Below are 12,912 nucleotides of genomic sequence, written 5' to 3' on the forward strand. Positions count from 1 at the left end.
TCCCGCCTTTATTCTGCCTAATTAGCCTTTTGTTGAAATGCTTTATCCATTTCCTCGATTTTTGCCATAGCATTCGGATCTACTTCTTCCAATGCTTTTACTGCTGATTCCAATGCATTCTCGTATTTATAATTTCTAAATAATTGTTCTGCTTCAGATAACTGAGCTGCTAGTAATGGATGACCACTTCGATATCGATTTCCATATTGAATAGCTAGCTCTACTAAACGCGCCTGATCCAGCAATAAATTCGTTTGTTCCACAAAATTATTTACTGATTTATTCGCTTCAGAAATACTATGCTGTACCTTTCCCATATCTAAAGGAGGTTTTTGTAAATGCTTCAGAACGATTTCACATTTTTCTGTTGATTCTTCCAGTGCATTGATAATAAAAGATGGAATCCCTGGTATATTGCTTTTCTGTAACTTCTTATCCATATAGATTAATTGTTGCTTTAATGCTATAATTTTTTCCTTCGCTTCCATTTCATCTTTTCTTAAATCTTTAATTTGCAATTGGAAATCTTCTTGTGCTTTATCTAACTTTTCAAGATCTTCAGAGATAATGTCGAGCTTTTCTTTAATCTCTAAGTGATTAGCTTTACGATCTTCATAGTCTTTTTCGATTTGTTCAAATTGATTTTCTGATTTATCGAGCCATTTTTCAATACTGAGAAATAACTCTAGATCTGCTTCTTCTAAATAATAAGTTTGTTGTAATTCTTTAATTTCATTAGCAGTACTCTCCACCTGTTGTTGAATATCGGCTACATGTTGTCGCACACTAGGAAAATGACTTTCTACAATAGCTTTTGATTTTGCTTCTTTCTCTAACAATTGGAACATTTCGTTCAGACGCTCTTCCATTTGTTCTAAGGATTCTTTAATTGTATTTGTTTCGCCACTATCTAATTCCTTTATCGCATTTTTTAACAAGTTTTCATATTGCTTTAGTTCTTTTTCAAAACCAAACTGCTGTACACGGTAACCTTCTTCTTCCATTTCAGACATACCTCTAAGCAAGTCTTTCATCTGCTCTGGAATTAGCTGTTTACATTGACGATAAATACCTGGAAATGTACTTATTCTTTCTTCAATATTTTCTATCTCGTCTTTTAAGGCCTCGATCAAATCTTGTGCTTCCATATAATTTCCTTCATCCGTTAACATGGAGTACTCTGATAATCGTTTCTCCACCTTCGTTAATTCGGACTCAAAAACAATTTCCGCTCGCCCAAATTGCGTGCGATTATGTAAGAGATATTTCTTCAGTTCTTTTATTCTCGGATCTAATTCCTTAATTTCTTGTCGAACATATTTCTCTGAGTTAAGCAAATGATCAAGTTCCTGATACATATCTTCAATATCTTTTTCAATGTTTTGCAACGTTTTTTCAACATGTTGCAGATTCTTCTTCGATACATTAATCCGAAATTTGTCTGCAGCTTCTTCAGCATCTAATAAGTATTCTTCCATATCAGGTAGCTCTCTTGTCAGAATAATATCCCAGTTTTCTTTCCAATTCTCGAATTTTTCTTGGGTTTCACCTGATAAGTTCAACTGTTTTACTTTGGCTAATTCTACCGTAACATTTCGATTCATAATATCCATCTTCCATGCTTCAAGCCGATCGACATTATCATAGACCTTTTTCCTAAAGATTAGTCCAATAATAAGTAATGCGATAATAATAAGAATTCCACCGATCACGAATTCCAACATAAATAATCCTCCTTCAAAGCAACCGATAACTTGTATATGTATAGTTAAATTTCCTTATATTTTTAGACGACTTTATTGTTACTTGTTATGATACCATGTTTCTACACCTTTTTGCTAAAAATTTTACTATTTTTGAATATTTTTATCGAAATCTGTATTTTCCTATTCTAAGCTTCATGATTTGTCACTTATGAGGATGTGTTGTATGATAAGTAAAATTCATAATGAGGAGTGGAGATTTATGTTTGAAACACAAGGTACTAACGGTGCTAAAGAGAAGGATTATCCAATCGTTATTAAACAATTAGATGCCCTATTATCTGACGAACCAGATGTGATTGCTAATTTATCTAATGCGTCTGCATTATTAAACCAATTCTTACATGATGTTAACTGGGTAGGCTTTTATATATGGAAAGACGACGAACTAGTTTTAGGGCCATTCCAAGGGTTGCCGGCATGTGTGCGAATTAAAAGTGGTAAAGGTGTATGTGGAACAGCTGTTGCTGAAAAGAAAAGCCAAGTCGTAGCAGATGTACACCAATTCCCTGGCCATATTGCTTGTGATGCAGCAAGCCAATCAGAAATCGTAGTTCCGATTATCAAAGATGGAGAAGTTTTCGGTGTATTAGATATCGATAGTCCTAATAAAAAACGTTTCGATGAAATAGATCAAAAGTATTTGGAACAATTCGTCCAAACTTTAGAGAAATATATTTAGAGTATCCTAACTAACTGTTGACATTCCTTCCCTGGCATCATATAATGAACTTTGTGTAAAAAAGGTAGCCTATGTGAACCGCTGGCTGACCATTTTGTTCCTCACCTCGGATCTTCAACGTTCACCACATTCTGTGGAAGTGAGGTGCATCGTGTAACTCTCTGCTACTAGGGCGAGGATGCATGAAAACAAAATGGCTGTCGAGATAGGAACACACTGTCTTATTTTATGCAAAATTTATATATAAAGGAGAAGATGCACAATGGCTCGCTATACAGGTTCTGTATGGAAAAAGTCTCGTCGTCTTGGTATCTCATTAACAGGTACTGGTAAGGAGTTAGACAAACGCCCTTACGCACCAGGTCAACATGGACCTAACCAACGTCGTAAACTATCTGAATATGGTTTACAATTACAAGAAAAGCAAAAGCTACGTTTCATGTACGGAGTAACTGAACGTCAATTCCGTAATCTATTTGATGCAGCTGGCGCAATGAAAGGTATCCATGGTGAGAACTTCATGATTCTTCTTGAATCTCGTCTTGATAACCTTGTTTACCGTCTAGGTCTTGCACGTACTCGTCGTCAAGCTCGTCAATTAGTAAACCATGGTCACATTACTGTAGATGGAGGTCGCGTAGACATTCCTTCTTACAAAGTAAAACCTGGTCAAGTAATCGGTGTTCGTGAAAAATCTCAAAAGCTAGATATTATCGCTGATGCTATTGAGGCTAACACTTTCACACCTGAATTCGTATCATTCGACGCAGATAAATTAGAAGGTACATTCACTCGCTTACCAGAGCGTTCTGAACTACCAGCAGAAATTAACGAAGCGCTTATCGTTGAGTTCTACTCTCGTTAATTTCAGAGTATATTTTTTAACAGTTTTAAAACCCCTAGAAACCTTGTTATATCAAGTGTTATAGGGGTTTTGTTTGTTTTCATTTCGTAAAACAAGGTATTCAATAAATTACTAAACTTATTTCTATGATTTCTCCGTTAAGCATTAGAAATGCATGAATGGCCAGCTTCAATTAGACCTACTTTTTCATCTTGTAAGAAGGGCAAGATGAATGTCTTTATTTCCAATTTCACTTTACTTACAAAAGAACAATTATCGCTTTATTTCCCATGCATTAGTGCTATCAAACCTTCAGGTACAAGCCTTAGCTTAATTAGATTTGTATAGTAATATTAAAATAAAATGACACCTCATTTGAGATGCCGCCTCTATATACATAGAATATTCATTTCTAGCAATGTTTCTAACTCATCATTAAATATCCCCTTCAGATCCTTTTATACAACCTACACAAAATTCAGTTACCTGCTTATAATAAAGTGAAAATTTTATAAAATGATACAGAAAGGCTGAAGCGCGTGATCATTTTTGATAAAGAAGCTACAAACCCTGAAAATCCAGTTTTTTTGCATATACCGAAAACAGGTGGAAAGACTTTATGGGACTTATTTGGAAGACAGCAAGATACTATCCATGTATGGCACAATAGGTATTTTAAGGAGTATCAAAAACCAATTCGTTTTTTTACGTTTCTAAGGGACCCTGCTGATCGAGTTATTTCTTCTTATTATTATATAAGAAGTTATGAACGAGACGCCTTATACCAAAAAGTTAATGAAATGACCCTGCAAGAATTTGTTGAATATATGCAAGATGAGGAAATTAAAAACCACCGTTATAAGAAAAACGATATACGTAATATTCGTTATAGAACAGTTAACCTCGCGACACGATATTTATCCGGCGGTGATCCCATTGATGTAGAAAAAGCGAAAAGAAATATCTCCAAACATTTTGACTTAGTAGGGTTTACAGACATGTATATAGAATCTTTGTTTTTCATACATGAAATTTACGGTTGGAAGTTTTCAGCTATTAATAGAAAAAATAAAACAAACAGCAGACCGGAGATGGATAACATTGACCCTAACATCATTCAGTCTATTGAACAAGTCAATCATCATGATAAAGAACTATATGAATGGGCAAAACAGCATTTCATTAAAAAGTTGAACTCTCTGGATAAAGATACACAAAAGGAATTAAACAAATGGATCAGGCAATTCAATACCTGAATGTTCTGTAAACGTAAAATACCCCCACCTAAATTAGATGGGGATTATTTTTATTCATATTAATAGTCAAAAATCTTTTACCAATGCTATTGAACTCTATCTCGTTTTAACCGAAGAAGGAAAATAACGCTCCTTCAATCGAGTCGAAATAACCTCTAGGAAAATAGCAATAATTAATACCGCGTATGTAATAAAACCAACTTCTCTTAAATCAAAATAAAATCCAGATGCCATAAATAATTCAAATCCGATACCACCGGCCCCGGCAGCCGCACCCATTGCAACTGCTACAGAGAAATTTATCTCAAAACGCAAAAACGTCCAAGACAATAAATAAGTGAAAGTCGATGGAAGGACACCATTGATGACAATATGCCACCAACTAGAACCAGTTGCACGTAATGCTTCAATTATCCCTGGATTAACTTCCTCAAATGATTCAGAAAATGCTTTTACCAGATAAGCTACGGAGTGGAACAGCATCCCAAGCACTGCTGCTTCACTTCCTAGACCAGCAGCGATAGCAAAAATTAACACCCATAGTACTGTTGGCACTGCACGGATAAACGCTACTACAATCCGAACGGTGTTTGATAGCCACGGTTTAGAGAGATTTTCTGCTGCCATTAACGAAAGGAAGAAGGCAATAATCGCACCAAAAATGGTTGCTAACACACCTAAACCAAGGGTTACTCCTACTTGATAAAACGCTTCTCCCCAGCTAAAATGACTTAATCCTGGTTCCAAAAACATCACTCGAATATTGTGGAGAGTCTCTGTAATCGCACGATCTAGCTGTAGTCCCGTATAATCAAAGAAGAAAAACGCCAAGATAGTGAGGGCAGTTAGCACCCAAATCGTCCTTTTCACGACAACATCGATTTTATTTCCGGATTTAATATTGATTTCACCGTTCCTCTTACGCTTAATAAGAGCCGGATCCAGTTCTCTCACCATCTCCATTATATGATCACCCTCCGTATTTTATTAGATACTAATTCAATGGCAATAACGGCGATAATAATGGTAAATGTGATTAATGCAACAAGGTTATAATTCATATTCTTATAATACAGATCAAACATGTATCCAATACCAGTACCGGTCAATATTCCTACCAATGTAGCACTCCGAATATTGGTCTCGATCATAAATAAAATCCAGCTAAGCATTTGCGGAAGGCTCTGTGGAATAACGGCTTTACTAATCATATGGAAATAGGTTGCACCTGTAGCAGTAAGTGCTTCGACAGAACTTTGATTTGCTTCATCTACCGATTCAATAAATGCTCTAGTCAAGAATCCCACTGTTGCAACAAATAAAGCCAAAAATCCAGTTACAGAATTTTGCCCGAACGAGATTAACAAGATAAGTGACCACGCCACAACCGGAATATTTCTTGAAAATGAGGCGATAAACCTGGCGATAACACTGAAAGTTTGATTCACCTTGGTTGTTTTTGAGCCCATTATCGCTAGAAAAAGTGATACTACTGCTGCCAATGTCGTAGCAGCAATTGACATAAAAATCGTTTCCCCTAGTTTTTCCAATATTTGTGGTAACTTTTCCAAAGATTCCGGGGTGATCAAGAGATTAGAGAATATCCAACTAAACGCAGCTGGTATGGTTGCAATACTTTCGATTAAATGAAACTTCGTTATGAAAGAAGATAAATAGGTGATAATAATAATGAGAATTAAAAAGATCGTTGTCTGCCATTTATTCTTACGCATTTGCTTTGCGTCCATGTTACCTACTCCCTTAAACCGTTATTAATTCTCTTGATTCGATTCCATAAATATTCTCAATCTGCTCACCATAAAGAAGTTTACTAGGACCATCAAACACAATTTCACCTTTTTTTAAGCCAATAATTCGACTCGCATATTCCTTGGCTACTTCTACTTGATGGAGATTAACAATACAAGTAATTCCCATTTCAGTACTAATGGATTTTAAATAGTCCATGATAACCTTGGAGGAATTTGGATCCAAAGAGGCGATCGGCTCATCACAAAGAATCAATTTCGGCTCCTGAATAAGTGCACGGCATATTCCGACACGCTGTTGCTGGCCACCGCTTAATTGATCACAGCGTTTATATGCATGCTCCAAAATCCCTAGCTTCTCTAGTAGAAAAAAAGCCTGTTCCTTTTCTTGTTCTGTAAATCTTCCGAGTACACCTTGTATCATTGATTTATAGCCGAACCGACCGTGCAGTACGTTTTCGATCACTGTTAAGCGTGGTACGAGATTATAATGCTGAAAAATCATTCCGATATTAGTACGCAACTTTCGTAATTCCTTTTTCTTCATTGCACCAACATCTAACCCATTAAAAATGACTTTCCCTTCATTAATTTCCACCAAGCGATTCATACACCGAAGTAAAGTTGACTTTCCAGCACCAGAAGGACCAATAATCGATAAGAATTCACCAGCTTTCACTTCAAAATCAACGTCCCTTAACACCTTGGTTTCCCTATCATAAAACTTGCTTAGTCCCTCGACTTTAAGTAATGACATGGAACAATCTCCTTTTTCGTATTTTTTAGAAAATACGGAGTATGCAATTCGAATGCATACCCCTCATAGATTATTTATTAATTCTGAGAAAGTTCACGAATTGGGTTAAACCACTCGTCCTCTACCGGAACAAATCTTTCTTGATCTGATTTAGTGAATAATCCAGATGCATCAGAATCTTTTGGTACAAAAACATCCTCATTATTTGCCATCACATCAGAAGCAAATACTTCTTGAATGAGATCATAGTCTTCTTGTCCCAATACATCCATATTGGCAACAAATGGTGCATTCAATACTGGTGTCACACTCATCAACATAAACTCGCTACCTGTCACGGTATTAAATGGTTCTTCGGCATCATCTTTTACTCGATATACACTACCGACTGTGTTTTCTTCACCTTCTGCAACTTCCACATAATTGTTAACACAAGAATCACAAAACGCTGCAATATCTGCACTATCATTTAATAAGTTAACAGCTGATCCTTGATGAGAACCGCCAAACAATACTTGAGAGAAAAGTGGTCCGCCTTCCATTAAATCTTCTTCTGATAAATCTTTGTCAGAGAAATGTCCTATTATGGTTGAAGAAGGTACTACAAACCCAGATGTAGAACTGTTGGAGACAAAAGAAAATCTTGTGTCTTCAATCGTATCTAGGGAAAATTCTCCACCCACTTTGTAGTTATCCTGATCTTCGACTTTCACTGCCAGCCAGCTGTGATACATAGCGTCATCTAATGTGCCGGACGGACCAGTAGATACAACAATTGGCTGAATGGCATCATTTTGATCACTAGCCTCGATATAACCTTGTGCCCCCATAAACGCTACGTCTGCATTATTATTAACAATCGTTTCAATCGCAATCGCATAATCAGTCGTTAGATGATGTTCTACTTCTTTACCAGTTGCTTCGGCAATTTCATCACCAATTGCATCTCGAGCTGTTTTCAAATCGTTACCAGACTCATTTGGATACCAGACAATATCAATTACATCGTCCGAACCTGTTTCTTCCCCTTCTGCACTTTCTGAACAAGCCGCTAACATTACTGTAACTACAAGGAACACAACACTGAGAAACCATTTCTTTTGCATGACATTTCCCTCCATGATTAGTAAGTAGTTTTTTCATTTAACTGAGAAGTATCTTCTATCTGAAGCTAGTCACATTAAATCATAAACCATGGAGAATTTGGACAATTTTACTATCTTTTCACATATACTTAAGATAATTCACATTATTTAAACAAAGTATTTACAAGATTATAAATGTTAAAGGAATAAATCCCTATTTTCATCTTATTTTTACAGACAATTCTATCCATTTTGTTTATAATAATAGTACATAGCCATGAATTAATGTAAAAGGAATGATTCCATTTGTTTAAAGCAGTATTAATTGATGATGAAAGGCTACCTCTTGAAGCATTGAGACAGTTGTTACAGGAGCAAAATGAATATATTGAAGTGATTGGGGAATATCAGAATCCAAGAAATGCCTTGGAGTTAATCCAGCATAATGCACCTGATATCATATTTCTTGATATTCATATGCCAGAAATAAATGGAGTAGAGTTCGCAAACAGGATACAAGAAATGAATGCAAACATTGATATTGTTTTCGTTACTGGTTATGATCGATACGCCATCGAGGCCTTCGAATTATTTGCTTTAGATTACATACTGAAGCCGATTCAGCCAAAGAGACTCCAAAAAACATTAGAACGCCTTAAATCACGTTACCAACCTCCTAAAAAACTAAAAACAGACAATAAACATATGTTCCTTACCTGTTTTCATGAAATTAAATTTTATAACGAAAAAAGAGAAGAAATCCCGATTAAATGGCGAACTAGAAAAACCCTAGAGTTATTTGCATATCTGTTACATCATCGCAATAAATTTGTTGCCAAAGAAACGTTAATAGAATTACTCTGGCCAGATTTCTCTCTTGAAAAAGGTTATCAACAACTTTATACTACAATCTATCATTGCCGGAACTCGTTAAAGAAAGCTAATATCCAAGACATTACCATAAAAAGTGTTACGAATATGGACACTGGATATACATTAGAATCAGGTGATTCCCTTGTTTTGGATACAGCAGTGTGGGATAAAGAACTTGCAAAAATCTCTTCCATTCATCGTGCCAATCTCCACAAATTCAAACATTTGTTTCAACAATATAATGGAGATTATTTAGGTTCCTATTACTTTTACTGGGCTACAGATGAAGTGGAGAATAGAAGACAGCAATGGTTACAGATTGCTAGAATGTTAGCTAACTATTATCTCAAAGAAAAGGAATACGCAGAGGCAATTTCTGTTTATAATACGGTGCAAGACACTTGTCCTGATATGGAAGACAGTTATTTTGAGTTAATGAAAATACACGCAAGTATGCAGCAATACACAGAAGTAGAAAACCAATATCAGAAATTAAAAAGAATGTTAAAAACAGAATTAGATATTAAACCTAATCCAGAAGTCAGTACATGGTATAATCGCTGGAATAAAAATGTTGTAAAATATATTAAGTAAAAAGGTAGCAATCGTACATTTATTACCTTTTTATATTTTATACTTCAAGCTATAAAAATTCCTCTCCATCTTTAAGATAGAGAGGATAAGTGAATTAAATCTATTTCTAAACTAGTTACTCCCCATGGGGATATGAAAGACAACGGTAGTACCTTGATCCGGCCCGCTTATAATTTGCAGACCTTTTCCATAACTCTGGCGCAATCTTTTGTCTGTGTTAAAGAGACCAATGCCAAATTTCTTCCTATATGTCTGACTAGTGATCATTTCTTTTACTTCTCCTGGCATCCCTTTTCCATCATCATGAATACGAATTTCATAGACGTCCTCCTGATTGCAAACTTCAATCGATACTTGACCACCGTCTGCTCGTTTAAGAATCCCGTGCTTTACCGCATTCTCCACCAACGTTTGTATGGATAACGGTGGTACCTTTATAATTGATTGGATGTTCTCATCAATATGCCAGTTCACCTGGATTCTGTCTTCAAACCTTGCTTTTTCAATTTCTAAGTATGCTTCCACTAACTCCAGTTCCTGCTCTAACGTTACTTCATGTTCTGCATTTTGAAAGTCAAAACTTGTTTGCAAATAGTATATAAATTTATCTAATAAATCTCGCATTCTATCTTGGTCTTTTTCCATAAGAATCAAAATAGAATTAATCGAATTAAAAAGGAAATGTGGTTTAATTTGGGCGCGTAACCATGCGGCCTCCATACGCATTTGATCAGTGACTGCTTTTTTTAGATCTGTAAGCATACGTACTCTAGCTTTTAGCTCTAATGGTGCAATTGGTTTGAAGATGTAATCATTAGCACCTGCATGAAATCCTGCTTGTAAATCTTCTGGACGACCTCTTGCTGTGAGTAACAGAACTGGTAACTCTGACAAGTTATACTTCGCACGAATTTGTTTCGTCAATTCATACCCAGACATTTTGGGCATCATGACATCACTAATAATCAGATCAAATTTAAATCGGTTAATTTTGTCTAATGCTTCTTGACCACTTTTGGCAAAAGATATGTGATATCGGCTTTTATCTAATACTTTCGAAATAACCGATAAATTGAGACTTTCATCATCTACTAATAAAAGATGCGATTTGTCCTCGTCTGATAAAAAGTCTTCCACGTCAATCTGTTCTTCCGAATCTTGCAACGGTTGGATAATTTGCTGCTTGTTTTCTTCCTGAACCTTTGCCAATGGAAGGGTAAAACGAAAGACTGAACCTTTGTTTACTTCTGAATCCACTTCAATATTTCCACCATGTAGTTCCACGAGCACTTTTGTTATGACTAGTCCGAGGCCCATACCAGTATTCCCTTGTTTCACATGTTGTTCATATGGCTGAAAAATGGATGAAAGTTTGTTTTCTTCTATACCGATTCCTGTATCGATTATTTCGATCTGCATGTTACTTTCAGATACTCTCGCTTGAATGGTAACAGTTCCTTTATCCGTAAACTTAACCGCATTCTGGACTAAATTTAATAGAATTTGGACAAGGCGGTTTTCGTCTGCTTGAACTTGAGGTAAAGAAGGCTTCATTTTATTCACAATGTTAATGTCTTTGTCGTTCAAGGTATATTGCATCATGTCTATCACTGCCGTTACCACAGGATAGACATTTACATTTTTTTGATCCAGCCGAATGGTTTTTTCTTTGATTAAGGTCAAATCAATCAAATCGTTTATTAAAAGCGACATGCGATTACCAATTAATACAAGTAGTTTCATGTCCTTTTTATCTTTCTCGGTAATTTGATTCTCCTTATTATCCAGTACATATTGCGCAATATGTATCATGCTGTGAAGTGGACTTCTCAGTTCATGAGATGTATTGGCTAAAAAGTCATCCTTACTCTTGTTAGCTTGATAAAGTTGTTCGGATACTTCTTCTATTTCATATACATACCGCATAAATCGCCTGAGCCAAAACATTGCAAAAATGATAAGAGCTGCGAGTAAATCAACTGGATAAAAATCGACTAGAACAAAGAAACGATGCTTCATAAATGCCCACACATTGTTATTTACTATAGCCATAATGCAAAGCATCAAGAAAATGCTATCTCTTACATTATCTTTTAATGCTCTAGTAAATTGAATAATAATAGTAGTAGAAGTAACTATTAAAACCAATCCTAATAAAAATTGCCATTTCAATAGTGTTGTTATTGGTAAGATTATAACTAAAAATAAGTAAAGGCTAAAAAAATATGTAGCAAAAGTAATAGTTTTATTTTGTGCATATTTAGGAAGAAAATATTGACAAAACTTCAATAACAAAATAGCCATAAGGATATAATTGATATAACGTAATTTTATATCATTAGCATAACTAAATGGATGATCCAACAATACAACAGTATCGACATCGAGCAAAACCATAAAACTTACATTGATCATTAACAAGAAAAAATAAAGCATTACTTTAGGCCTTTTTACCATGAAAAATAATATTATTCCAAACAGAGCAAAAGTAGAAACAAGAACCAATACTATGACCTTGCTTAATGTGGCATGCTCCATTTTCTTCATGATGTCGCCAGTTTCTCCGAACAATAACGGACTGGTATTGGGAAATTTAATTGGTAAACCATCATGGCTTACATGTATTAATATATCGATTTTTTCCGAATATGTATGAAAGTTCGCAACAAATGGCTTGGTACTGGACACAAATTGATTATCATCAGATGAAGAGTTACCTGTTTGTCTCACTACATCACCATTAAAAAGAATACGGGTTGCACTAGGAATACGGGGGATATATAAGGAAAAAGACTTCGAAAGCATGTCCTGGTCTATAGTTAGTTCTAAATGATAAGTACCATATGTATAATCTGAAGTGTCAGCAAATTTAAACCAACTTTTGGGAAAATGCTGTTGATCTCGTTCATTGGTAAAAGTATTGTTATTGACATCGTTTTGGTCTAGTAATCTATCAGGATAAAAATCCCACTCTCCAGTTAACGGTAGTATTTCCTCCTGTTCACTATCCCAGTCTGTTAAATCAAGTGTACCGTCTATGAAAGGTTGATCTGTTTCCACTGAATTAGAGGAAATCCAAACTAAACGAATACTGGTTAATATAAGAATAAATGCTAAAAAAATAATAATTTTGTTTTTGCTCACGGGTATATATCCCTTCTAAATTGTAAATTTCATTACTTTTATTATGACAAAATAAATCAAGAAGTCTAGTATATGTGACAACTTTTTACATCATTCTAGTTATTCACGTAAGAAAAGCTGCCGATCATATCGGACAGCTTTCCTA

At 35.3% G+C, this 12,912-nt stretch carries 10 protein-coding genes; 4 read left to right on the forward strand and 6 right to left on the reverse strand.

The features are described 5' to 3' along the window. Positions 1-17: 17 nt before the first annotated feature. Positions 18-1,724 carry a septation ring formation regulator EzrA gene (ezrA, locus tag GI584_RS15285; protein WP_100359907.1) on the reverse strand — a complete coding sequence of 569 codons (1,707 nt, stop codon included), beginning with the start codon at positions 1,722-1,724 and terminating at the stop codon, positions 18-20. A gap of 241 nt (positions 1,725-1,965) precedes the next feature. Between ezrA and GI584_RS15290 the strand changes: the two genes are divergently transcribed. From GI584_RS15290 to GI584_RS15300, 3 genes are all read left to right on the forward strand, one after another. Beyond that, positions 1,966-2,445 carry a GAF domain-containing protein gene (locus tag GI584_RS15290; RefSeq protein WP_153791741.1) on the forward strand — a complete coding sequence of 160 codons (480 nt, stop codon included), beginning with the start codon at positions 1,966-1,968 and terminating at the stop codon, positions 2,443-2,445. A gap of 262 nt (positions 2,446-2,707) precedes the next feature. Then, a complete protein-coding gene (gene rpsD, locus GI584_RS15295; protein WP_100359905.1) occupies positions 2,708-3,310 on the forward strand; it encodes a 30S ribosomal protein S4 in 603 nt (200 codons plus the stop codon). Between the two features lie 518 nt (positions 3,311-3,828). Beyond that, on the forward strand, positions 3,829-4,545 hold the full coding sequence (locus GI584_RS15300; RefSeq protein WP_153791742.1) for a sulfotransferase family 2 domain-containing protein: 717 nt from the start codon (positions 3,829-3,831) through the stop codon (positions 4,543-4,545). A 96-nt stretch (positions 4,546-4,641) separates the two neighbouring features. On the opposite strand, the gene GI584_RS15305 is transcribed toward GI584_RS15300, so the two are convergent. From GI584_RS15305 to GI584_RS15320, 4 genes are all read right to left on the reverse strand, one after another. Beyond that, on the reverse strand, positions 4,642-5,508 hold the full coding sequence (locus GI584_RS15305) for an ABC transporter permease subunit (protein ID WP_153791743.1): 867 nt from the start codon (positions 5,506-5,508) through the stop codon (positions 4,642-4,644). Further along, a complete protein-coding gene (gene phnE, locus GI584_RS15310) occupies positions 5,508-6,293 on the reverse strand; it encodes a phosphonate ABC transporter, permease protein PhnE (RefSeq protein WP_153791744.1) in 786 nt (261 codons plus the stop codon). The genes GI584_RS15305 and phnE overlap by 1 nt, the downstream gene beginning before the upstream one ends. 13 nt (positions 6,294-6,306) lie before the next feature. After that, positions 6,307-7,071, reverse strand: coding sequence for a phosphonate ABC transporter ATP-binding protein (gene phnC, locus GI584_RS15315; protein ID WP_153791745.1), 765 nt, complete (start codon positions 7,069-7,071; stop codon positions 6,307-6,309). A gap of 77 nt (positions 7,072-7,148) precedes the next feature. Then, the gene (locus GI584_RS15320; RefSeq protein ID WP_100359899.1) at positions 7,149-8,177 is read right to left on the reverse strand and encodes a PhnD/SsuA/transferrin family substrate-binding protein; all 1,029 of its coding nucleotides are present in this window, start codon (positions 8,175-8,177) and stop codon (positions 7,149-7,151) included. 285 nt (positions 8,178-8,462) lie between these two features. Between GI584_RS15320 and GI584_RS15325 the strand changes: the two genes are divergently transcribed. Then, the gene (locus tag GI584_RS15325; protein WP_153791746.1) at positions 8,463-9,623 is read left to right on the forward strand and encodes a response regulator; all 1,161 of its coding nucleotides are present in this window, start codon (positions 8,463-8,465) and stop codon (positions 9,621-9,623) included. A 111-nt stretch (positions 9,624-9,734) separates the two neighbouring features. Here the strand turns inward: GI584_RS15325 and GI584_RS15330 are convergent, their stop codons facing one another. Next, positions 9,735-12,767 (reverse strand): ATP-binding protein, encoded by a 3,033-nt coding sequence (locus tag GI584_RS15330; RefSeq protein ID WP_153791747.1) that lies wholly within the window; start codon positions 12,765-12,767, stop codon positions 9,735-9,737. Positions 12,768-12,912: the final 145 nt, after the last annotated feature.

Origin of the sequence: Gracilibacillus salitolerans (genome assembly GCF_009650095.1) — a bacterium.
Lineage (GTDB): Bacteria > Bacillota > Bacilli > Bacillales > Amphibacillaceae > Gracilibacillus > Gracilibacillus salitolerans.

Coding starts and splice junctions, on each gene's coding strand:
- GI584_RS15320 (WP_100359899.1), bottom strand. CDS start 8,177: ATGCAAAAGAAATGGTTTCTCAGTGTTGTGTTCCTTGTAGTTACAGTA.
- rpsD (WP_100359905.1), top strand. CDS start 2,708: ATGGCTCGCTATACAGGTTCTGTATGGAAAAAGTCTCGTCGTCTTGGT.
- phnE (WP_153791744.1), bottom strand. CDS start 6,293: ATGGACGCAAAGCAAATGCGTAAGAATAAATGGCAGACAACGATCTTT.
- phnC (WP_153791745.1), bottom strand. CDS start 7,071: ATGTCATTACTTAAAGTCGAGGGACTAAGCAAGTTTTATGATAGGGAA.
- ezrA (WP_100359907.1), bottom strand. CDS start 1,724: ATGTTGGAATTCGTGATCGGTGGAATTCTTATTATTATCGCATTACTT.
- GI584_RS15290 (WP_153791741.1), top strand. CDS start 1,966: ATGTTTGAAACACAAGGTACTAACGGTGCTAAAGAGAAGGATTATCCA.
- GI584_RS15305 (WP_153791743.1), bottom strand. CDS start 5,508: ATGGAGATGGTGAGAGAACTGGATCCGGCTCTTATTAAGCGTAAGAGG.